At 38.3% G+C, this 23300-nt stretch carries 18 protein-coding genes and 1 tRNA gene; 16 read left to right on the top strand and 3 right to left on the bottom strand.

Going from position 1 to position 23300, the window contains the following annotated elements:
• Nucleotides 1–3: 3 nt before the first annotated feature.
• The 9 genes from BUB48_RS06155 (at nt 4) to BUB48_RS06115 (ending at nt 11343) form a co-directional block, all read left to right on the top strand.
• A complete protein-coding gene (locus BUB48_RS06155) occupies nt 4–1014 on the top strand; it encodes an ABC transporter permease (protein ID WP_073025378.1) in 1011 nt (336 codons plus the stop codon).
• 10 nt (nt 1015–1024) lie between these two features.
• Entirely contained in the window at nt 1025–1921 is an 897-nt protein-coding gene (nikC, locus tag BUB48_RS06150) for a nickel transporter permease (protein ID WP_073025377.1), read from the top strand.
• 13 nt (nt 1922–1934) lie between these two features.
• On the top strand, nt 1935–3713 hold the full coding sequence (locus BUB48_RS06145) for a dipeptide ABC transporter ATP-binding protein (protein WP_073025376.1): 1779 nt from the start codon (nt 1935–1937) through the stop codon (nt 3711–3713).
• A gap of 85 nt (nt 3714–3798) precedes the next feature.
• On the top strand, nt 3799–4902 hold the full coding sequence (locus tag BUB48_RS06140) for a DUF917 domain-containing protein (RefSeq protein ID WP_073025375.1): 1104 nt from the start codon (nt 3799–3801) through the stop codon (nt 4900–4902).
• Between the two features lie 102 nt (nt 4903–5004).
• Nucleotides 5005–6192: a PucR family transcriptional regulator gene (locus BUB48_RS06135; protein ID WP_073025374.1), complete on the top strand. Its 1188-nt coding sequence runs from the start codon at nt 5005–5007 to the stop codon at nt 6190–6192.
• Between the two features lie 267 nt (nt 6193–6459).
• A tRNA-Lys gene (locus tag BUB48_RS06130) sits at nt 6460–6535 on the top strand.
• A 214-nt stretch (nt 6536–6749) separates the two neighbouring features.
• Complete coding sequence (gene cheB / locus BUB48_RS06125; protein WP_073025373.1) at nt 6750–7895, top strand: chemotaxis-specific protein-glutamate methyltransferase CheB; 1146 nt, start codon at nt 6750–6752, stop codon at nt 7893–7895.
• 66 nt (nt 7896–7961) lie between these two features.
• Nucleotides 7962–9875 carry an anaerobic carbon-monoxide dehydrogenase catalytic subunit gene (gene cooS, locus BUB48_RS06120; RefSeq protein WP_073025372.1) on the top strand — a complete coding sequence of 638 codons (1914 nt, stop codon included), beginning with the start codon at nt 7962–7964 and terminating at the stop codon, nt 9873–9875.
• A 238-nt stretch (nt 9876–10113) separates the two neighbouring features.
• Nucleotides 10114–11343: a DUF438 domain-containing protein gene (locus tag BUB48_RS06115; protein ID WP_073025371.1), complete on the top strand. Its 1230-nt coding sequence runs from the start codon at nt 10114–10116 to the stop codon at nt 11341–11343.
• Between the two features lie 163 nt (nt 11344–11506).
• Here the strand turns inward: BUB48_RS06115 and dpaL are convergent, their stop codons facing one another.
• Nucleotides 11507–12718: a diaminopropionate ammonia-lyase gene (dpaL, locus tag BUB48_RS06110; RefSeq protein WP_073025370.1), complete on the bottom strand. Its 1212-nt coding sequence runs from the start codon at nt 12716–12718 to the stop codon at nt 11507–11509.
• Nucleotides 12719–13002: 284 nt separating this feature from the next.
• Between dpaL and aroA the strand changes: the two genes are divergently transcribed.
• From aroA to BUB48_RS06080, 6 genes are all read left to right on the top strand, one after another.
• Nucleotides 13003–14295, top strand: a complete 1293-nt coding sequence (gene aroA, locus BUB48_RS06105; RefSeq protein WP_073025369.1) for a 3-phosphoshikimate 1-carboxyvinyltransferase — start codon at nt 13003–13005, stop codon at nt 14293–14295.
• Between the two features lie 88 nt (nt 14296–14383).
• Entirely contained in the window at nt 14384–15463 is a 1080-nt protein-coding gene (gene aroC / locus BUB48_RS06100) for a chorismate synthase (RefSeq protein ID WP_073025368.1), read from the top strand.
• A 2-nt stretch (nt 15464–15465) separates the two neighbouring features.
• A complete protein-coding gene (locus BUB48_RS06095; protein WP_073025367.1) occupies nt 15466–15747 on the top strand; it encodes a chorismate mutase in 282 nt (93 codons plus the stop codon).
• A gap of 255 nt (nt 15748–16002) precedes the next feature.
• Nucleotides 16003–17190 (top strand): glycine C-acetyltransferase, encoded by a 1188-nt coding sequence (locus BUB48_RS06090; RefSeq protein ID WP_073025366.1) that lies wholly within the window; start codon nt 16003–16005, stop codon nt 17188–17190.
• Nucleotides 17191–17225: 35 nt separating this feature from the next.
• Entirely contained in the window at nt 17226–18182 is a 957-nt protein-coding gene (locus BUB48_RS06085; protein WP_073025365.1) for an L-threonine 3-dehydrogenase, read from the top strand.
• A 77-nt stretch (nt 18183–18259) separates the two neighbouring features.
• On the top strand, nt 18260–19117 hold the full coding sequence (locus tag BUB48_RS06080) for a DUF4438 domain-containing protein (protein ID WP_073025364.1): 858 nt from the start codon (nt 18260–18262) through the stop codon (nt 19115–19117).
• A 155-nt stretch (nt 19118–19272) separates the two neighbouring features.
• Here BUB48_RS06080 and BUB48_RS06075 read toward each other — a convergent pair whose 3' ends face one another.
• Together BUB48_RS06075 and BUB48_RS06070 are read right to left on the bottom strand one after the other, a co-directional pair.
• A complete protein-coding gene (locus BUB48_RS06075) occupies nt 19273–19743 on the bottom strand; it encodes a DsrE/DsrF/DrsH-like family protein (RefSeq protein WP_073025363.1) in 471 nt (156 codons plus the stop codon).
• A gap of 50 nt (nt 19744–19793) precedes the next feature.
• Entirely contained in the window at nt 19794–21125 is a 1332-nt protein-coding gene (locus BUB48_RS06070) for an aminotransferase class V-fold PLP-dependent enzyme (protein WP_073025362.1), read from the bottom strand.
• A gap of 194 nt (nt 21126–21319) precedes the next feature.
• Between BUB48_RS06070 and BUB48_RS06065 the strand changes: the two genes are divergently transcribed.
• Nucleotides 21320–23026, top strand: a complete 1707-nt coding sequence (locus BUB48_RS06065) for a sigma-54 interaction domain-containing protein (RefSeq protein WP_073025361.1) — start codon at nt 21320–21322, stop codon at nt 23024–23026.
• Nucleotides 23027–23300: the final 274 nt, after the last annotated feature.

Here is a 23300-nt window from a genome sequence, read left to right as displayed (position 1 = left end):
ACTATGATATCCTATATTTTTAAAAGATTAGTATTAGGGATAGTAGTATTGTTTGGAGTTATCACAATAACATTTACAATCGCCAGAGTCATTCCTTCGGATCCTGCTGCCAAATGGGCAGGACCGAGGGCAACACAAGAGCAATTGCAAAAAGCCAGAGAGGAATTAGGTTTGGACAAGCCATTGATTGTTCAATTTGGAAAATATCTTAAGAATTGCCTAAAGGGGGATTTGGGCTATTCCCTTCGCACCCATCAGCCTATTACAGAGGAATTAAAAACATTTATTCCTGCAACTTTGGAACTGGTTATTATAGCATTTGTTTTTGCAACAATAGTCGGCATACCCTTAGGCATTTACTCTGCAAAAATGAAGGATCATCTATTGGATCATGTAAGTAGGCTCTTCTCAATAGGCTCAGTTTCTTTACCTACATTTTGGGTAGCTTTATTTCTTCAACTTATATTCTATAATTGGCTTGAGTTATTACCTATTGGAGGGCAAATTGGTACTGATATAAAAATTATGTATGAAGTTCCAAGAGTAACGGGTATGCTTCTTTTAGATTGTATTCTAACATCAAATTGGACCATATTTGGAGATGCATTGAAACACTATATCTTGCCATGTTTTACCATATCCCTTTACCCAATCGGTCTTGTAGCAAGGATGACAAGGTCAGCGCTCCTTGAAGTGCTTAATGAAGATTATATAACCGCTGCCAAATCATATGGACTAAAGGACAGAAAGATACTTTGGGTATATGCCCTAAAAAATACACTGGGACCTACTGCTATAGTTCTTACACTGTCCCTTGGATATACTTTGGTAAATACATTCCTGGTGGAAACAATATTTAGCTGGCCAGGCCTGGGTAGTTATGTAACTACTGCCGTTACTACCCTTGATTATCCGGCAATTATTGGAGTAACCATATTTTCAGCAGCCTGCTATGTGATACTCAATTTAATAGCAGATATAATAATAGCTTTAGATCCGAGAGTAAGGCTTTAGGGGGTGGATTATGATTCTGAAATCGAGCAATCTGACAGAAATAATTAAACCTAGAATAAAAGAGGTGGGTCTTTCCTTTTATCTCTTAAAGAAGAATAAGCTTACTTTGGCAGCCTTTTATGTAATTATTGCTATTATTGTACTTGCCATACTAGCACCTTTTATTGTTCCTTACCCTTCACATATAAGCGAAGAGGCAAATGCTGCAAATAAACTGTTACCTCCATCCCAGGAATTCATATTCGGGACAGATGAACTTGGAAGAGATATATTCAGCAGAGTCATTTATGGCACAAGAATATCATTGACTACTGCAGTTTTAGCAGTTGGTCTTGCTCTCCTTATAGGAGTGCCTATGGGAGCTATAGCCGGAACCATTGGGGGATGGGTTGATGAAACCATTATGAGGATTACTGATATTTTCTTGAGCTTTCCTCCTTTGCTTTTGGCAATAGCAATAGTATCTATTGTAGGACCGAGCCTCAATAATGCAGTAATTGCCATAGCTTTGTCATGGTGGCCTTGGTATACAAGGCTTGTAAGAGGACAAGCTGTTTCCCTTAAAGAGAGAAAGTTTATACAAGCGGCAGAAGCCATTGGAACATCGAAATGGAAGATTATATTTAGTCATGTAGTACCTAATACTATATCTCCTGTCATAGTTCAAGCTTCTATGGATATGGGAGGAGTTATACTCACAATTGCTTCACTCAGCTTTTTAGGCTTAGGAGCTCAGGCACCGACACCTGAATGGGGTCTTATGATAAGCACAAGCAGGAACTATTTCCTCAATGCATGGTGGTATAGCATATTTCCCGGTATTGCAATATTTATCACCGTGCTTGCATTTAATCTCCTGGGTGACGGTTTTAGAGAAATAATGGATCCTAAGACTAGAAAGAATTAGGGAGGTAATAGTTTTGAGTGCATATTTTGAAATCAGAAACCTTAAGGTTGATTATAGAACCTATGAAAAGCAGCAAACCGTATTGGACATAAAAAGAATAGCCATCGAAAGAGGAAAGACTTATGGAATAGTAGGAGAAAGCGGTTCCGGTAAAACGGTTCTGGCGTTAACCATAATGGGATTGCTGCAGTGTCCACCCGGAATAATTCAAGGCGGAGAGATAATCTTTGACGGACAGGATTTGTTGAAGAAAAACGGCAAAGAAATGGCAGAAAATTATAGAGGCAATAGGATTGCCATGATATTTCAAGATCCAATGTCAACATTGAACCCGGTTTTTACAGTAGGGTATCAGATGATACAGATCATTAAGCAAAACCAAAAGCTTCATAAAAAAGATGCTTACAAAAAGGCAGTTGAAATGATGCAAGTTGTCAAGTTGCCGGATGCTGAAGATATCATGCAGAAATATCCCCATCAACTAAGCGGTGGCCAGAGGCAGAGAATAATAATTGCGATGGCTTTAGCATGTGGAGCAGAATTCTTAATCGCCGATGAGCCTACTCGAAATCTTGATGTTACAATACAGGCAAGCATACTTAAGCTTATGAAAGAACTACAACATAAGTTCGGAGTGACAGTGCTTTTTATAGCAAATAATTTAAGCCTTGTGTCTGCTTTTTGCGATGAAATTGGCATTCTCCATGATGGCAGAATTGTAGAACAAGGGCCAGTTGAGAATGTAATCAGATCACCGCAGAACCTATATACTAAGATGCTTATTGATTCTATAACCAAAGGAGAAAATGCCAGAAAAAAGAAGCAGGAAAATGATGAAGTTCTGCTTGAAGTAAGATCATTGAAAAAGTATTTTCCTGTAAGGAAAAAGACATCTGAAAAGCTTTTTGTTAAGGCGGTAGATGATGTAAACCTGATAGTTAATAAAGGAGAAGTCCTCGGTATAGTAGGAGAGTCAGGATGTGGCAAATCCACATTGGTGAATACAATATTGAATTTGCATGAACCTACTTCGGGACAAGTGCTGTTTGAAGGCAAGAATATATTTGAGTTGGATAGAAGCCAACTGCGCAAAACAAGAAAGGATATACAAATAGTTTTTCAAGATCCCTATTGGTCTCTTAACCCAAGATGGCTTGTTAAAGATATCATTTCAGAACCTATTAAGGTTCATGAAAAGCTAGACGGTATAAGCATATTAAAAAGAGTGGAAGGATTACTGGAACTTGTAGGACTTCCGAAAAACAGCGCTTTTAAATATCCCCATGAGTTCAGCGGTGGTCAAAGACAGCGTATTGCTATAGCAAGAGCTCTTGCTGTAAATCCGAAGCTTGTAGTTTTGGACGAGCCTACATCATCCATTGATGTAATATCACAATCACAGATTTTGGAATTATTGGAGGGTCTCAGAGAAAAGCTTGGTTTGACCAATATTCTCATATCTCATGATCTAAGCGTTGTGAATTATATGGCAGATAAAATAATTGTTATGTATTTGGGAAAAGTTGTTGAATATGGAGATTCTGCCGAAGTATTTAAGAACCCGCTACATCCATATACAAAAGCACTTTTTAATTCAATACCGTCTTTGGAAGTCAACGGCATAGAGTCTTTAACAACATTGGAAGGCAATGTGCCAAGTGCGATTAATCCACCATCTGGATGCAGATTTCATACAAGGTGCAGCATGGCCAGTGAAAGATGCAGCAAAGAGGTGCCTACTATGAAAGTGCACAGCGATAATCACAGTACAGCTTGCTTTTTATATGAGTAACTAGAAAGTGAACTATACCATATTTCATTCTGTCAAGAATCTGGGTAATTAATATGCTTAAAATTTATATTTAAGGAGGAAGATTATGATAAAGCTTAACAAAAAAGATCTATTTGATATATTATATGGATGCGCTATTTTGGGAACCGGCGGTGGAGGTAGCCTTGAAAGAGGATTGGAAAAAGTCTATAAAGCTTTTGAGGAAGGAAAAGAATTTATATTAGTAGATTTTGATGAGTTAAAAGACGAGGATCTTATAGCGACTCCCTATTCTTGTGGAGCTATATCGCCTGAAACAGAGGAAGAACGAAAAAAATACCAAAGACTGCCTTTGCTGAAGGAATCTCCCCATGTTGCCGCTTTGCTGAAAATGGAGGAGTATTTGGGCAGAGAAATAAAAGCTGTCATATCTACTGAGTTGGGTGGAGGTAATACAGCTGCAGCCTTTGAAGTTGCAGCTCAAGCAGGGAAGTATATTGTTGACGGAGACCCTGCCGGCAGATCTGTGCCGGAGCTACAGCATAGCACATATTATCTTAACAATATTCCTATTCAGCCTATTTCCCTTGTAAATATCTTTGGGGAATCTGCTATCATAACTGATGTTGTGGATGATAGCAGAGCGGAAGATTTGGTTAGGGCTATGGCTGTAGCAAGTAAAAATACTATAGCGGTAGTAGATCATGTGAATACATCTAAAGTGTTAAAGAATGCTGTAATCAGAGGAGCCATATCCTATGCATGGAAGATAGGAAAAGCCTTTAATTCAGCAAAAGTTGAGGGGTACAATGTAGTGGATGCAGTGATAAAAGCAGGTGATGGAGTGAGGCTTTTCAGCGGCGTAGTGGAAAAAAATGAATGGGGCACTGTAAAAGGCTTTACGGTAGGAGAAGTTGAAATTGCCGGAGAAGATGAATACAAAGGGCATAAATATAAAATATGGTATAAAAATGAGAATATAATCGCATGGCGCGATGAAAAAGTTGATGTAACCGTCCCGGATTTAATCTGTGCAATGGATATGTCAAAGCAAGAACCAATATTGAATCCATATTTTGAAAAAGGAATGGATGTTGCGATTTATGCGTTACCTGCACCGGCAGAATGGACTACTAAAAGAGGCTTGGAGGTATTCGGACCAAGGAGCTTCGGATTTGAGACAGATTGGTTATCCCCCTTTGAGAAATAAATTAAGTGGCTTTAATTAAAGCCACTTAATTTGCTTTTGCAATCATTTTTTATATAATAAAATGAATAATATTATATTTTTATTGATGAGGGGATGTGATCTATGTTTATTACAGTAGAAGATGCACTTAAACTACCATCATTTAGTACTGCAAGCGTTATTGCAGGGGCAAAAGGCTTGAATCGCAGAATATACAGAGTCAGTGTGGTAGAATGTCCTGAATTTCCTATCGATGTAAGTATTGCAGGGAGAAATAACCTGCTTTTTATGGATGGTGATTTTCTTATAACCAGCTTTTATGCTATAAAAGACAGTATTGGAGATATGCTTGAGACAATAAAGTTATATAATCAGTTCAATTCAAGCGGTATATGCATTGTTAGAAGATATATAGAAGAAATTCCTCAAGAAGTTATAGATTATGCCAATGAAAATGCATATCCGGTTTTATTTATTAGTAAAGAAGTGGCCTATGCAAGCATGATAAGCGATATAATGAGATCTATTTATGGACAATACAATCAGCAGGCCGTGTTTGAACTTATGGATAAAATATTATCAGGCAGCTATCATGGCGATGAGCTTAAAAAGCTGGCTTATTCATTATATTCGGGATTTAAAAACCATATTATGGCCTTTTGTATAAAAATATTGAAAGATGAAGATGTTAAACATGGAAACTATCTAATCAGAAGGATAAACAGCAATCAGTTGTTTTATTGTGTGAGATACTATGATAAGATAATTGCCTTTTCAACCCAAGCAAAAAAGTTCAAAGATTCTTTAAAAGACAGCATAAAAAATGAGATCACAGAAATCATTGATGCATGTAAGCTGGATTATTGCATGGGAATCAGTGGCCCGTATAATGGTCTCCATAACATAAAAAAAGTTATAGAAAGCGCTATAGATGCATGTGATATGTCTGGTATACTTGAACAGAAAATAGTTAATTATGAAGATATTGGAATGTACAAATTGATTATGAAGGTTAAAGATAAAGATTTCCTGTTGGAATTGTTCGAAGGTCTGATTAAGCCCATTACTGAATATGACAGAAAAAATAACTCAAATCTTCTTGAAACTTTGATATGCTTTGTAAAAAATGATGCAAGTATTAACAATACAGCTAAAGAATTGTACCAGCATAGCAATACTATAAGATATAGAGTTGATAAGATTAGGGAATTGTTGGGTGTAAAGGATAATAATATAAAATTTTATGAAGATATCAATATGATATACAAACTTTACATAATGTATAACAGAGAAGAGAAATTATTGATCTAAATAAGATGATTAGTCGGAAAGAGAATTCACCAGTATATCATATCATTTTGAAAAGCTGATACATCTGTGAACTTAAAACATTGACTTCTACTTACCTTTTTCTCGTAATCTGCAAAACTAAATTCCACTATCTGCATATTTGGGGTGGAATTTGCTTTTTAAATTAACCCAATGAAAAATTTTATAAAAATGTTTTTTATACAGTTGACATATTATTATCTATTTTGTATAATGTAAGAGTCGGTTGCGACAAGATGAAATTTAAATGCGCCATTAGCTCAGCTGGTAGAGCAACTGACTCTTAATCAGTGGGTCCTGGGTTCGAATCCCCGATGGCGCACCATATGGTTACATAGCTGCAAGTAGTTGCAGCTTTTTTGTTTTGTAAGAGTATGATTCATAAAGAAAAAAGAATGCAACCCACTAAGTAGTGTTCATAGGATGGAAAAATCTGAAGATTAGAATATAGTGCTTCTTTGTGAAAAAGAGTTGCAAAGTGGCCTTTTTTGTTTTATGTTTAATATAAAATCACAATATATAAGCAGGTGTAGTAAGATATGAAAAAGTTAAATGTAATGATAGTTGATGATTCTGCTCTGTTTCGTAAATTTTTAAGTGATGCAGTGGAGAAAACCGGTATAGCAGAAGTTCAGTCAGCAGTTGCCAATGGAAATGAATGTTTGAGTATCCTTAAACAAAACACTCCCGATGTGGTTTTGCTGGATATAAATATGCCGGGCATGAATGGCTTAGATGTTTTGCGAAGCATAAAAGAAAATTATGAAAACACTAAAGTAATAATGATAAGCTCTGCTGACAATTCTGACAATGTGCTTACCGTTACGGCTTTGGAAATTGGAGCGATAGACTTTATATCAAAACCTAAAGGAAATGACTGGCAAAGAAATATGCTTAGCATATCCAGTTATTTGAAGGTGCTTTTTAACTATATAATTATCAACAAGTATTATAGAAGAAGCAGTAAGGAAACAGCTGCAACCGCTGCAAAAAGCAAAGTTGAGAGGGAGAGTCCAACAACTCCGAAGCAATCCAATATTGAAAAGGAAACAGAGTCGGCTCCTACAACTCCCAATATAGAAAGACAGGCAGCAAGGTTCAAAACCGATTTGGTGCTTATAGCTTCTTCTACAGGAGGGCCTAAAGCTTTATATGATGTTTGCAGCAAACTGCCTGCTGATTTGGGCGTTCCTGTTCTCATTGTCCAGCATATGCCCGCCGATTTTACAAAGATCTTTGCCAACTCACTGAACAATATTTCCAAACTGGAGGTATCTGAAGCCAAAGATGGTGATATACCCAAAGCAGGTCATATTTATATTGCAAAGGGTGGCAAGCACATGATAGTGACCAAATCTTCTTCAAATACAATGACCATAAAGTTGGAAGATGGTCCTACAGTAAATGGAGTTCGTCCTGCCGCCGATATTTTGTTCGCATCCGTAGCCGATGAATTTCCCAATCTAAGCATGTTGGCGGTAGTCCTGACAGGCATGGGCAAGGACGGTACGGAAGGTATAAGAAAGCTAAAGGAAAAGACCAAATGCTATGTTATAACCCAGAGTGAAAAAACCTGTGCAGTATATGGCATGCCTAAGAGCGTTTATGAGGCAAATTTATCTGATGAGGTGTTGGACATACAGGATATTGCTGGAGGTATAGTTCGCAGAGTCAAGAATAAATAAGAATTAGAATAAGAAAACCCCTTTATTGGTAAACTTATGTTGAATACTAATGAAAGGGGTTTTTTTATGGGCGAAACAATATTGGAAAAAACTGAGGGTAGAGTCAGCTATCATGATTCTGTAGAGGAGATGTTAATTAGGATCAGAGAAGATGGTCTATCAAATGTTTTTGACCGCTATGCATTGCAGGAGAAAATACGCTGTAAATTCTGCCTGGAAGGATTAAGCTGCAAGCTTTGCTCTCAAGGTCCCTGCAGGATAAGCGAAAAAGGAGGCCAGACAAGAGGGGTCTGCGGTATAGGTCCCGATGCCATGGCCATGAGAGAATTTCTATTGCATAACATTATGGGAGCAGGTACTTATGGTCATCATGCATATCAGGCATTCAGAACATTAAAGGCTACGGCTAACGGAGAAACTCCTTTTAAAATAACCGATGTTGAGAAGCTCAGATGGATGTGCAAGATGCTGGATATCGACACAAATCTGGATACAAATAAGATGGCAATAAAGCTTTCTGACTTGCTTCTGGAAGAACTTCATACAGATTATGACAGACCTAACAGGATGGTGGAGGTCTTTGCGCCAAGAAAGAGAAAAGAGGTATGGAAGAGCCTGGATATATATCCCGCAGGAGTCATATATGAGGTACAGGATTGTGTAGCCAGCTGCTTGACTAATGTTGATGGAGATTATGTATCTCTAGCTACAAAAGCCTTGAGGCTCGGCTTATCTACCATATACAATGCCCAGATAGGTCTTGAGATGGTACAGGATATCCTATTTGGTACCCCCAAACCCCATGAAGTTGAGGTTGATTTGGGCATAATGGATCCGGATTATATAAATATTGTTTTCAACGGACATCAGCCATGGCTTGGAGTAGCTACAATGCAGAAAGCAAAAAGCCAGGAAGTTCAGCAAAGAGCCCGAGAGGCGGGGGCAAAGGGACTGCGCATAGTAGGATCTATAGAGACAGGGCAGGAATTGCTCCAAAGGTTCGATATGGACGATGTGTTTGTAGGGCTCATAGGAAATTGGCTGGCAATAGAACCACTGTTGGCGACGGGTACTGTGGATGTATTTGCCATGGAAGAAAACTGCTCACCACCGCACATAGACACATATGCAGAAAAGTATCAATGTACTTTGGTAAGTGTAAACGATATTGTGAGAATACCAGGTTTGAAATACGGATTTGATTATAATCCAAAAGAAGTAGATACGGTTTCCGATTCATTAATCAATTTGGCAATAGAAAACTTCAGGAAGAGGCACGGCAAGATACAGCCAAAAGTTCCAAATGTGAAACAGAAAGCCATAGCTGGATTCTCTACAGAAGCTGTATTAAATGCGCTGGGTAACAATCTTGATGCCCTTGTGAAGGTTATCGGCGAAGGAAAGCTTAAGGGAATTGTCGCATTAGCAAATTGCACGACTTTAAGAAATGGACCACACGACTGGAACACAGTAAACCTTACAAAGGAACTTATAAGGAGGAATATATTGGTAGTAAGCGGCGGTTGTGGAAATCATGGTTTGGAAGTGGCAGGTCTATGTAATCTGGATGCAATCAAGCTTGCCGGTGACGGATTGGCTGAGGTTTGCAGCATGCTCAAGATTCCTCCCGTATTAAGCTTTGGTACCTGCACAGATACTGGAAGAATCTCCATGCTGGTGACAGCATTGGCGGATCATATGGATCTGGATATACCAGAGCTTCCTATAGCTGTTACAGCACCTGAATGGATGGAACAGAAGGCTACAATAGATGGTGTATTTGCCATAGCCTATGGAACCTATACTCATTTGTCTCCGGTACCCTTCATAACAGGCGCTCCGGCTCTTGTCAAGCTCCTTACAGAGGATGTGGAAGCCATGACAGGAGGTAAGGTTGGGTTGGGAGATAATCCAAAGGAAGCCGCCGATGGCATTGAAACTCATATAATGAAAAAAAGGAAGGCTCTTGGATTGAAGTAGTGATTTTTGAGGCTGTTGCAAAGTTCATTTCATTTATCATTCTGAATATGTAAATTACTGATGGTTTTTCCCAGAGTTCAGTACGTAAAAGTTGAAATGTGGCAACAGCCTCTCTAAATGGTAACATATGTTACTGAAAAATGATTTTCCATGGGATACTATATAATTAACATAATTGGCCGGCAGTTATTGAACACCAATAAATCTGTTAATGAAAAATATGATGGGAGGGTTACAAATGAGCGAAATCATCAACAACAGAGAGTACAGAAAGAAAGTTCTTAAGGAATTGATAATGGAACTGCATGATGGGAAAAGCGTAGAAGAGGTAAGAGAAAGGTTTGCAGAGCTAATAAAGGGTGTATCGGCCAGTGAAATATCTGAGATGGAAGCAGCTTTAATTGCTGAAGGCATGCCGGTACAGGAGGTCCAGAGGCTATGTGATGTCCATGCTGCAGTATTTAAAGGCTCCATAGAAGATATACATAAGGAAGATATACAAGAAATTGAGAGAACTCCTGGGCATCCTTTGCATACCTTTATGCTGGAAAACAGAGAAATAGAAAAGTTGCTGAATGGTAAAATGAGTGAAGCATGGGAAGTCTTTAAAGCTGATGATAGCAACAGCAATATTGAAAAGCTCGTTGAAGCATTTAATTTACTATGGGAAATAGACAAGCATTACAGCAGAAAAGAAAACCTCATATTTCCCTATCTGGAGAAGTACGGCATAACAGCTCCCCCAAAAGTCATGTGGGGTGTAGATGATGAAATAAGGGCTGAGATAAAGGGTATAAAGATTGAACTGGAAAAGTATAAGGGTAACAAGGATGAAATCATAAAGAGAACAGAAACTTTGATGAACAAAGTCATCGAAATGATTTTCAAGGAAGAGAATATATTATTCCCTATGTGCAAAGATACTCTTACAGAGGATGAGTGGTTGACCATTGCAGAAGAAAGCGGGGAAATAGGATTTTGCCTCACTGAACCTGCCGGAGTGTGGAAGCCCAAGAGGGTAAATCTGGAGAAAAAGGAAGCAATTAAAGCATCAACGGAAGCAACTGGCTATGTGAAGCTTGAAACAGGCATCCTGAAGCTGGAAGAACTGGAGGCAATGCTGAATACCCTGCCTTTTGACATAACATTTGTTGATAAAAATGATGTGGTGAAGTATTTCTCCCAAGGCAGAGAGAGGATATTTGCAAGGACAAGGGCGGTAATAGGAAGATCCGTTCAGAATTGTCATCCACCGGCAAGTGTTCATGTTGTGGAAAAGATAGTTCAGGATTTCAAAGCAGGGGCAAAGGATCATGAAGATTTCTGGATCAAGATGGGTGATGTATATGCATTGATCAGGTACTTTGCAGTGAGAGACGGTGAAGGCAACTACCTTGGTACTCTGGAGGTTACTCAGAACATAAAGCCAATCCAAGAGATAGAAGGAGAAAAGAGGCTAATGAGCTGACATTTCAATTGATGAAGATGAGCATGGAAGCCATGAATTGGTTTCCATACTCATTTTTAAAATAATCATTGCTTATGGTATATGAAAAATGTTTGCAATATCAATTCTAAATCCCGCTTCACTGTGTTTTTTGTAATCAATATGAAGCTTTTCTTATATTTTACTAATAGGATGGATATTCCCCGTCCCATACTATGCTGCGATACTTATCTGGATCTGTGTCTCCTTCGGTACTGAATAAAAGCACTCTGGAATTCTCATCAAGCTTTAAGGCTTCTCTCATATCCTTCAGTTCAGCTCTGGTCATTATTGCTGCAACCAATCCGAGAGTTACAGCACCAGATTCACCAGAAATAACCCTTTCATCCCCTTTCAAAGGATTGCCCAGCATCCTCATTCCCTTTGCCGCAACCCAGTCAGGACATGAAGCGAACATGCTGCTGTAGGATTTAAGGACTTCCCAGGCTATGATATTTGGCTCACCGCAGGCCAGACCTGCCACTATAGTGGGCATATCACCAGTTACTATTTGTGGTCTGCCATCGCCTTGGAGTGCTGATTTATACAGACATGCTGCCTCATCTGCTTCTACAATGACAGTTGTGGGGCAAGCATTTTTGAAAACAGAGGTGAAATATCCTTGTACTGCTCCTGCAAAAGATCCAACTCCTGCCTGAACAAATATATGTGTAGGCTTTTCAATACCCAAGGAATTCAATTGTTCCAAGGCTTCTGAAGCCATAGTTCCATATCCCTGCATAATCCATGCAGGAATATCCTCATAACCTTCCCATGCAGTATCCTGAACCACAACCCAGCCATAATTTTTAGCGTTTTCAGCTGCAAGCCTTACAGCGTCATCATAGTTCATATCGGTTATGGAAGCTTCTGCCCCTTCTTTTCTGATATTCTCCAATCTGGTGAGAGACGAGCCCTTTGGCATATAAACAACGGATTTTTGCTTTAACTGAGTTGCTGTCCATGCAACGCCTCTGCCATGGTTGCCATCAGTTGCTGTAACAAAGGTGATCTCACCCAGTTGTTTTCTTGTTTTTTCCGAGGTCAGTTTTTCATAATCCAGTTCTGAAATATCCTTTCCAAGTTTTTGGGCAAGATATTTTGACATGGCATAGGAACCCCCAAGAACCTTGAAAGCATTAAGGCCGAATCTGTAGGATTCATCTTTTACATATATGCCTTCAAGTCCAAGTTTTTTTGATAAGTTATCCAGGCTGACAAGAGGAGTTTTTGTATATTGAGGAAAGCTTTCATGAAATTTTCTCGCCTTTTCTATTTCACTTTGGCTTAAGAAATCTATATCTGCCTTTTTATCAACCTTTATGGTATTAAGTTTCCATAGTATTTTATTGCTCATCCTTTATATATCCCCTTCCTTACAGCATTTGCCCTTATGGCTTATTATACCAAACTATATATTTCTATTGTGACAGAATGACCTATATATTCATAAAATATCATCTACGGAATGTATTGGTGTATTTTTTTGCAAAAAGCTAATGCTATAAAAAGGTAAATGAACAGATGTTGAAGAATTATTATCACAATACAGGATTGAGTTGAAATAGCAGCAATTACAACATCAAAAATGTTCAAACACAAGGTAATTTAAAACTGTTCATAAAGAGGATGATATGATAAATGGCTATAGAGATTTTACCAAAGGAACTTAACGGCACTGTACATATACCACCGTCAAAAAGCATAAGCCATAGAGCCATAATAGCGGGCGCTCTGTCTCAGGGGAGAAGCACAGTTGGAAATGTGATGCTTTCTGCAGACATAAAGGCTACATGCAATGCATTGATATCTCTAGGTATACATATGGAAATTCAAAAATATGAAGGTAACAGGTATCAAATCATAATATGTGGCAAAGAAAACATGGAACCAGTTGAGACTACCATTGACTGCATTGAATCAGGGTCTACATTGCGATTTATGATACCCATAGCAGCACTGGCAGGTGGCAGAGTTACTTTCCAAGGCAGGGGAAAACTTGTGGAAAGGCCACTGAATATATATTATGAAATATTTAAAAAACAGGGTATTGAGTATAGAAACCATGATGGAAAGCTGCCTCTAACTATATGTGGCGGGCTTAAGCCGGATAATTTCTATATCAGAGGAGATATAAGCTCCCAGTTTATATCAGGCCTTATGTTTGTTTTGCCCCTTTTGAAGGAAGACTCTGCCATAATTATGAAAACTCCTCTGGAATCAAAGGGTTATGTGGATTTAACAATAGATGTATTGAAAAGCTTTGGTGTTCATGTGGAGAATAACAACTACAACAGCTTTCATATCAAAGGAAATCAAAGATATATCCCTACAACCTTCAAGGTGGAAGGGGACTTTTCTCAGGCTGCCTTCTGGCTTGCAGCAGGAGCATTATCCGGCAGAGTTGCCTCCAGGGGGTTAAACCTAAACTCATTGCAGGGAGATAAGGATATATTGAGAATAATACAAGCCATGGGAGGGAGGCTGGAAATAGGGGATGACACAATAATTGCCCATAAAAGCAGCCTGAAGGCACTAGATGTGGATGCTTCCCAAATACCGGATCTGGTACCCATAATTGCTGTAATGGCGGCTTTAAGTAAAGGCACAACAACCATAAAAAATGCAGGCAGATTGAGGATAAAGGAATCCGATAGGCTTAAAGCCATAGCAACGGAACTGAATAAAATAGGAGGAAAAGTATCGGAATTGAATGATGGCCTCAACATAGAAGGCGTGGAAAACTTTACGGGAGGTATTGTAGATTGCTGGAATGACCACAGAATAGCAATGGCTTTAGCCATTGCAGCTACCAGATGCAATAAACCCCTGATTATAATGGGAGAAGAAGCTGTAAATAAGTCTTATCCGGATTTTTGGAAGGACTATGAGACACTGGGGGGAGTTCTTGGTGTCTCATCAGACGGAAAATGAAGTATCGAGGACGGTTCTCCATGTCTCATTAGGTGAAAACTGAGACAGAGATAAGCGTCCACAGTGTCTCAATATGGAGGTGGAAGCAATGAGCGGAATTTGGGGAAATAGGTTAAAGGTATCAATTTTCGGTGAATCTCATGGGGAAGCCATAGGAGCCGTTATAGACGGGTTGCCGCCGGGAATAAAGCTGGACTTGGAAGCCGTAAGATCCCAGATGAAAAGGAGAGCACCGGGGCAAGGTGGCATCACTACTGCAAGAAGGGAAGAAGACGAATTTCAAATATTGAGCGGGTTTTTCAATGGTTACACCACAGGCACTCCTTTGGCTTTCATAATAAAAAACAATGATACCAGATCCAGTGACTATGAATATTTGAAAAATGTTCCACGGCCTGGACATGGGGATTATACTGGAAAAATAAAATATAGAGGTTATAATGACTATAGAGGAGGAGGTCACTTTTCCGGAAGAATTACTGCTCCAATTGTATTCGTTGGAGCAATATGCAGGCAATTTTTGGAGGAAAAAGGAATATATATAGGATCTCATATTAAGAATATAGGCAAGGCAGATGATGATAGCTTTGATGCTGTACATATTGACAAAGATTTAATTTTTAAGCTGAATGTTATGAGACTGCCTTTAATAGCAGAGGAAAAAATAAAAGATATGGAATCAGAAATAATGTTGGCTAAAGCTGACGGGGACTCCATAGGAGGAAGTGTCGAATGTGCTGTCATAGGTCTTGGCGCAGGTTTAGGAGAACCGTTTTTTGATTCTGTAGAGAGCAGGCTTGCCCATATTCTTTTTTCCATACCTGGAGTAAAGGGAGTAGAGTTTGGTTCAGGCTTCAGTAGCGTAAGGATGAGAGGTTCAGAAGTCAATGATGAGTTTTACATACAAGATGGAGAAATAAAGACCAAAACCAATCATTGCGGCGGTATCCTTGGAGGTATCACCAATGGAATGCCTATAATATTCAGGGTGGCTATAAAGCCCACGCCATCTATAGCAAAAAACCAGAAAAGTGTTGATATGACCAAAATGGAAACGGTGGACCTTAATATAAAAGGAAGACATGATCCATGTATAGTGCCAAGAGCAGTGCCTGTTGTGGAAGCTGCTGCTGCCATTGGAATTATAGATTTTGTTTTGGAGGAATGAATTTGAAAGAATTAGAGCTTTTGAGAAAGGAAATTGATGATATAGATGAACAACTGGTAAGACTTTTCGAAAAAAGGATGGAGCTTGCTGTAAAAATAGGAGCCATTAAAAAGAAAATGGATATGGCGGTTCTCGACTCTAGAAGGGAAGAAGAAGTGATAGAAAAGGCGATAGATAGGCTGAAGGATAAAAAATTGTCTGAAGAACTGGAACTTTTTTTCAGAAACATTATGGATTTAAGCAAAAAAATTCAGTATGATAGGATGCAAAAAGCTGAAGACTAAGTATAGTGCTTCAGCTTTTTGCATAAAGCTTCGAATATTATTTCCAGCTTTACATTGGGAGATACTTTTCTAAATTATAAACATAGTAAAAAGACAAAATAGCAAGAATGTAGTTGTTTGGCGGACTAATTGACTAAAATATTCAAAAAAATGACTTGTTAGCGATTTGAATAGCAAATTTTACTTATATATAATTATAATAGAATAAATTTAGGTAAATACTTATACTGATTCTATTTTTAGGGAGGTTGTAATATGGGTATTCATGATCTAGACTTTATAACCCAGAGGATAGATGAACTTAAAGAACAAGGCGTATATAGAAAGTTGGCGGTACTGGAGAGCCCTTCAGGACCAAGAAGTGTTATTAATGGCAAGAGTGTAATTAACCTTTCTTCAAACAACTATCTAGGCCTTGCAAACCATCCAAGATTGAAGAAGGCTGCTATGGAAGCCCTGGAAAAATGGGGTGTTGGTGCAGGCGCAGTAAGGACTATCATTGGAAACATGACTATACATGAAGAATTGGAAAGAAAGCTTGCAGAGTTTAAGCATGTAGAAGCAGTGCTGGTATTTCAATCCGGATTCACTGCCAATGCAGGTGTAATTCCGGCAGTAGTTGACAAAGGCGACGTAATAATCAGTGATGAGCTGAACCATGCCAGCATAATAGACGGATGCCGTCTAAGCCGTGCTGATGTTGTAAGATATAAGCACAGCGATATGGAAGACTTGGAGAGAGTTATCAAAGAAGTAAAAGATAAGTACAATACGAAGCTTATCATTACCGACGGTGTATTCAGCATGGATGGAGACATAGCAAAATTGCCTGAAATCGTAGAACTTGCAGAAAAATATGGTTGTCTCACATATGTAGACGATGCTCATGCCAGCGGAGTATTAGGCAGGAGCGGAAGAGGTTCTGCGGATCACTTTGACCTTCATGGCAGAGTAGATATACAAATAGGCACATTGTCTAAAGCCATCGGCGTGGTTGGAGGATATGTAGCAGGAAGAAGAAACCTTATAGAATGGTTGAACCACAGAGGAAGACCATTCCTATTCAGCACAGCTGCTCCACCAGCAATAGCAGCAGCATGCTTGGAAGCAATAAACATCTTATCTGAAAGCTCCGAACTTACAGATAAACTATGGGATAACGCAAGATACCTGAAAAAGGGCTTGAATGACTTAGGATTCAATACAGGAAAGAGTGAAACACCTATTACTCCTGTAATTACTGGAGAAGATAGAACTGCTATTGAATTGAGTAAGAGACTTTTCGAGGAAGGCGTATTTGCCCAGAGCATAGTATATCCTACAGTTCCAAAGGATGGAGCAAGAGTAAGAACAATAGTAACGGCTGCTCATACAAAAGAAGATTTGGATGAAGCCTTAAGAGCATTTGAAAAGGTTGGCAAAGAATTAAATTTGATTAAATAAAATAGTAGGTAGCTAATAAAGCAGGAGGTATATCAATGAAAAGAATTTTAATAACCGGTTCCTTGGGGCAAATTGGCTCGGAATTGACCGTACTTTTGAGAAGCATCTATGGTAACGATAATGTAGTTTCATCAGATTTAAGAAAGGTAGAAGGCTCTAAAGTAATTGAAGGTGGACCCTTTGAATTGATAAATGTAGAGCATGCCCATGAGATAGCTGAAGCAGTAAAAAAATATAAGATTGATACAATAATACATCTTGCAGCATTGCTGTCAGCAACTGGAGAGAAAGATCCTGTTAAAGCATGGAATGTAAATATGGGCGGATTGTTCAATGTGCTTGAAGTTGCAAGAGAGCTTGGATGCTCTGTGTTTACACCTAGCTCAATAGCTGCCTTTGGTCCTAACTCAAAGAAAGTGAAAACTCCACAGGATGATGTTCAGAGGCCAACTACTATGTACGGTGTAACCAAGGTATCCGGTGAGCTATTGTGTGACTACTATCATATGAGATTTGGCGTAGATACTAGAGGAGTAAGATACCCTGGTCTCATATCCTATGAGACACTGCCAGGTGGAGGAACTACTGACTACGCAGTTCACATCTTCTATGAAGCATTGAAGAATAAGAAGTATGACTCATATATAGCAGCAGGTACCTATATGGATATGATGTATATGCCCGATGCTTTGAATGCAATAGTAACATTGATGGAAGCCGACCCATCAAAACTGAAACACAGGAATGCATTTAATATAACAGCAATGAGCTTTGCACCAGAGCATATTGCTGCTGAAATAAAGAAGCACATACCTGAATTTGAAATGGGTTATGATGTAGATCCTGTAAGGCAGGCCATTGCAGAATCATGGCCAGATTCTTTGGATGATAGCGCCGCAAGAGAAGAATGGGGCTGGAATCCAAAATATGATTTAGCTGCAATGACAACAGACATGTTGGCTAAATTAAGAGAAAAGCTTGATATAAAATAGTAAATCCATTGAATACTCCACTTCATAGAGATAGAATATGAGGTGGAGTATATTATTTTATTGAAGGAGATGTAATTATGTTGAAGACCAATCAGGATAAACTAGTCATGCAGTCAGTGCAGGGGAAGATACATCATCCTGTATCTAATTATCCCTATAGAATAAGTTACCTTGGAGAACCTAGAGTTTTGCCTGCCACAGGAGGAATTACTTATAATGTGAAGGTAGGAGATCCTGCCATGGGTTGGGCAGGTGATCATGTAGAACCAGGAGTGTCCATAAGAAATGATAATGAAGGTGAAAATGGGGGCTTAAATCTGCTATCCTGTATTGGAAATATGGCAAAGGTAGTAAGCGGTGATGCAAAAGGGGCATTGGGATATGTAACAGGAAAACATGGCGGAGTTGAACATGTGTTGGTATATTTTAAAGAAGAAGATCTGGACAAGATGAGCGTTGATGATAAGATACTGATTAAAGCTTGGGGACAGGGATTGGAGCTTGTTGACTATCCTCAAGTGAAGATTATGAACATAGATCCAGAGCTTTTTAACAAGCTGGGCATCAGGGAAAGGAATGGGAAGTTGATAGTTCCAATAGCTGCCGAGGTTCCTGCATATCTTATGGGTTCCGGTACCGGCTCTACTTCAGCATATAGCGGAGATTATGATATCATGACCAGTGATGATAATGTAATCAGGGAATATGGTCTTGATAAACTGAGGTTTGGGGATATAGTTCTAATAAGGGATCATGATAACGGCTTTGGCAGGACTTATTCAAAAAATGCGGTTTCAATTGGTGTGGTTATTCACAGTGACTGCATAAAAGCGGGACATGGACCTGGAATAACAACAATAATGTCCTGCAGAGAGCCAATTATTGAAGGAGTAAAGCAGGACAAGGCCAATATAGCTGACTATTTGGGAATATAATAGGAAATTAAAAGATGCAGAAAATCCTTATAATATGCTGAAAGGTCCAAATTTTGATTCTTCTCATATCATATTTAATCGTAGAAAAAAACCTCACAATCCTCACAATATAGAATAAGCATATGTCCAAATTAGCATATGCTTATTCTATTCATTCATACAAACAGTTGTATATCAGATTCCAATGCATCCTTTAGATATTGCTGAGCATCCATAATTTCCACTTCGGGTATGAGTTCATTTTTGTCAATACCCATGATCTCCATTGAAAGTTTGCAACTGTAAAATTTGACTCCCTTTTTCCGGGCACTGTTTAAAAAGTCAATGAGCTTTGGAGCTTCATTATCATCCATCATCTCAAGCATCATGGCTTTGCCTATACCGCTGAAGTTCATTTTGGATAATGGCAGATCTTCAGGTCCTTTGGGGGTCATAGCAGACAAGAGCTTTTCATAAAAGCTTTTTCCTTTCATATTGCTGTCATTTCTCAGAATGCAAAGCCCCCAGAATGCGAAAAACATTGTTACATCAATACCCATTTGCCTTGCGGTGTTTGCCAATATCAATGCTGCCAATGCTTTGTCATACTCACCGCTAAACATAAGTATATTGAGCTTTTTAGCCAAATTAATACCTCCTTTGTACTTCCTTTATAAAACACTGATAATATTCTGTCCTAGGATTCCAAAGGATATTCTCTCATGTAGTGTTCTTTATTATCTACAATCTTTTTTAGTATTCCAATCAGTGCATCTATTTCTTCGATTGTATTGTAAAGACCAAAGCTTAATCTTACAAAACCGGGGCGGATTTTCAAGTTGCCCTTTTTCCTTTCGTCTATTTCTTCATTGCTGACATTCAGTAGTTTTTGTATATAAGGCTGAGCGCAGAAACAACCATTTCTTACGCCTATGCCAGCTTCTTCAGAAAGGATTTCCGCAACCTGACTATGGTGTAAACCTTTTATATTGAATGGAACAATTGATACTCTGTCATTGCTGTTTTTATGAAAGTTATATAGGTCTATGTCAGGTATCTTTGATAAATGGTCATAGGTATACTGAGCCAGGCTCCTTTCATATCTATCCAAATACTCCATACTGATTGAGTTTAATATGTTTATGGATTCCAATAAAGCTACAACGCCCATCACATTAGGTGTACCAGCCTCTTCTTTGTCCGGAAGTTCAGCCCATTTGATATAATCATGTGTTACCACATCAATGGTACCTCCACCCTTATAATCGGGAGAGCATTGATCAAAGATTGAGTTAGGTCCTATGAGCACTCCTATGCCAAAGGGTGCATACATCTTGTGAGCCGAAAAAGCCAGATAATCTATATGTTCAGGTGAAGAATGAGGTTTCATATCAACAGCGCAATGAGGAACCAATTGGGCTCCGTCTACGAGAATCTTGGCCCCATATTTATGAGCTAATCGGGCAATTTGATGAATAGGATTTTTGTACCCTGTCACATTGGAAGCACCTGTGACGGTTACCAGACGAACCATTCCCCTATATGCCTGCAATTTCTTTTCTAGATCTTCCAAATCAAGTCTTCCCTCTTGATCTATATTTACATAATCAACATGAAATTTGTACCTCCAGGGCAGATCGTTGGAATGATGTTCCATAGAAGTTGATAATATGACACCTGTACCATATATTTCTTTATACATGTTCGACAACTTGTTAATAGCTTCAGTAGTATTTTTTACATATATCACACAGTCTTTTCCACATGTACCTCCAACAAAGTCAAGAATAGCTTTTCTCGAAGAGTCATATATCTCCGAAGAAAGTTTGGATTTGTATCCAGTTCCTCTGTGTATAGAGGAATACCATTGTGAAAAGTCAACAATTCTGTTTACTACAGATATAAAAGGAGGGGTAGTGGCTGCGTTGTCAAAATTTATATAGGTTGTAAAATTTCCGCCTTTTAAAGGCACTATTGTGTTGACGCCGGCAATCAGGTTTCTATAAGGATTTGATTCATTTCCGAACATCTAAATCACCCTCAAGCAAATATATATAATCATTTTATTCACAGCTAAAGCTTTGGTGACAAAACTTTTCTCATCAACACTGGCAGAAAAGATTGTCTGATGGTTGTCATTGAAATATGAAACCAAGTTATTTAAAATAGTATTAAGCATGATACACTAAGGTTATATCAAATATAAACGGTAGGTGATTTAGAATGGTAAACAGTTATCTTTCAAATTTGCATAGCCTATTGGATGAGTTATCAGAAGGAGTACTGGTATACCATTCTGAAGATAAAATAACAATAAATAATCACTTAATGCATATATTTGATATAAAAAATAATGAATCCCATATTATAATGGCTCAATTGAAGAAATATGGACTAGAAGAAATGCTGAAGGAAGATAACCATATAGATAAGGATATTCTAATAGGGGATAGAAAATTAAAAGTTAAAAAAAGAAAGTTATCCTTTTCAGAAGAATATAATTTTCACATTCTGATTTTTAAAGATTTGAAAAACGGTGACAGATATTCTAAGATGGAAGAACTGATACGAAGTCTTGATGCCATGAAAGATATAGTAGATAATGTGTATCAAGGCATGGTCCTGGTTGATAAAGAAGGAAGGGTACTCAAGTGGTGTTACGAAAAGCTGCTAGGAATAAAGGAAGAAGACGTGTTGGGAAAACATGTTGATGAAGCTATAGAAAACACCAGACTTCATGTTGTTGTAAAGACAGGACAAAAAGAATTATGTGAAATCCAGAGAATACAGGGACGTGACATGCTGGCAAACAGAATTCCCATAATTGAAGATGGCGAAGTCATAGGGGCAATAGGCACTGTGCTTTTTAGAAATATTGAGGAGTTAAGAGCAATTACCAAGAAGGTGGAAATGCTGGAGAAGACTGTTAATAAGTATAGGAATGAAATAAGCAAGATGTATAGTGCAAAGTACACCTTTGAAAATATAATAACTCAAAATGTTGACATGATTGAACTTAAAGAGTTTGCTGCCAGGGTTGCTAATTCGGATTCAACTGTATTAATTCAGGGAGAAAGCGGTACAGGCAAAGAGTTTTTTGCCCATGCTATACATAATGCCAGCAACAGGAGATATGCTCCTTTTGTGCAGATAAACTGCGCAGCAATACCCCATGAGTTGTTGGAATCAGAACTTTTTGGATATGAAGGAGGAGCATTTACCGGTGCCAAAAAGGAAGGGAAAATAGGGAAGTTGGAGCTTGCTAACGGAGGGACAGTATTGATGGATGAGATTTCCTCCATGCCTATGAGTATGCAGGCAAAGCTTCTCAGGGTATTGGAAGAAAGGGAAATAGAAAGAATAGGCGGAAACACAAAGGTAAAGATAGATGTTAGGATTATTGCTTGTACCAATGAAAACCTGAAGACGGCAGTAAAACAAGGAAAATTTAGAAATGACTTGTTCTATAGGCTTAACGTGGTGGAGATAAACATTCCGCCTTTGAGAGAAAGAATGGATGATATACCTGTATTGTGCGATGAAATATTAAGTCAGTTGGTAAGGAATATGGGTTTTACCTATAAAACCGTTACTGATAGGGCGGTGGAAGCCTTGAAATTGCATAGTTGGCCAGGTAATGTGAGAGAGTTGCGAAATGTGCTTGAGAGAGCGGCAAATATGTCTTCAGGTAATCTCATCACTCTGGAGGATTTGCCGGATTATATAAAGAGCAATGTTAAAGACAGAGTTTCAAAAGCTGATAAATCCTGTCTGAAGACTAGAGTTATCGATACAGAGCTTGACGCAATTATTGAAGCGCTGGAAAAAACAAACGGAAATAGGACAGAAGCAGCAAAGCTTCTAGGGATCCATAGGACGGGTCTTTACAAGAAAATAAAAAAATATGGAATCAATATAAAGAACATATGATGTAGAATAATTTCTACACTAGAAAATATGTAGAAAATATTATACAATGTGAAGATTTGCTATATTTAAAGATGTTCCATTGGTTTTATTAAGCAGAGCAACTATAAATATGTAGATTATTATCTACATATTTATAGTTAGTTTGTTTACATAATATTTGATGTATGATATAATTACAGATGCCTATGTACTGAAATTACTTGGCTAGGTAATATGGCATAATATTAGGAACATATGGCACGTTATTTGCAATAGTAATAATTCAAAATAAAAC

The organism is Lutispora thermophila DSM 19022 (assembly GCF_900142105.1).
Classification (GTDB): domain Bacteria; phylum Bacillota; class Clostridia; order Lutisporales; family Lutisporaceae; genus Lutispora; species Lutispora thermophila.
The sequence above is the reverse complement of the archived record's forward strand: the minus strand, read 5'-3'. Positions and strand labels throughout refer to the sequence as shown.

Bases quoted from the DNA above. Each gene is read 5' to 3' on its own strand.
- nikC (WP_073025377.1), top strand. From the start codon at position 1,025: ATGATTCTGAAATCGAGCAATCTGACAGAAATAATTAAACCTAGAATA.
- aroA (WP_073025369.1), top strand. From the start codon at position 13,003: ATGGCTATAGAGATTTTACCAAAGGAACTTAACGGCACTGTACATATA.
- BUB48_RS06140 (WP_073025375.1), top strand. From the start codon at position 3,799: ATGATAAAGCTTAACAAAAAAGATCTATTTGATATATTATATGGATGC.
- BUB48_RS06090 (WP_073025366.1), top strand. From the start codon at position 16,003: ATGGGTATTCATGATCTAGACTTTATAACCCAGAGGATAGATGAACTT.
- BUB48_RS06070 (WP_073025362.1), bottom strand. From the start codon at position 21,125: ATGTTCGGAAATGAATCAAATCCTTATAGAAACCTGATTGCCGGCGTC.
- BUB48_RS06080 (WP_073025364.1), top strand. From the start codon at position 18,260: ATGTTGAAGACCAATCAGGATAAACTAGTCATGCAGTCAGTGCAGGGG.
- cooS (WP_073025372.1), top strand. From the start codon at position 7,962: ATGGGCGAAACAATATTGGAAAAAACTGAGGGTAGAGTCAGCTATCAT.
- BUB48_RS06065 (WP_073025361.1), top strand. From the start codon at position 21,320: ATGGTAAACAGTTATCTTTCAAATTTGCATAGCCTATTGGATGAGTTA.
- BUB48_RS06135 (WP_073025374.1), top strand. From the start codon at position 5,005: ATGTTTATTACAGTAGAAGATGCACTTAAACTACCATCATTTAGTACT.
- cheB (WP_073025373.1), top strand. From the start codon at position 6,750: ATGAAAAAGTTAAATGTAATGATAGTTGATGATTCTGCTCTGTTTCGT.
- dpaL (WP_073025370.1), bottom strand. From the start codon at position 12,718: ATGAGCAATAAAATACTATGGAAACTTAATACCATAAAGGTTGATAAA.
- BUB48_RS06155 (WP_073025378.1), top strand. From the start codon at position 4: ATGATATCCTATATTTTTAAAAGATTAGTATTAGGGATAGTAGTATTG.
- aroC (WP_073025368.1), top strand. From the start codon at position 14,384: ATGAGCGGAATTTGGGGAAATAGGTTAAAGGTATCAATTTTCGGTGAA.
- BUB48_RS06115 (WP_073025371.1), top strand. From the start codon at position 10,114: ATGAGCGAAATCATCAACAACAGAGAGTACAGAAAGAAAGTTCTTAAG.
- BUB48_RS06085 (WP_073025365.1), top strand. From the start codon at position 17,226: ATGAAAAGAATTTTAATAACCGGTTCCTTGGGGCAAATTGGCTCGGAA.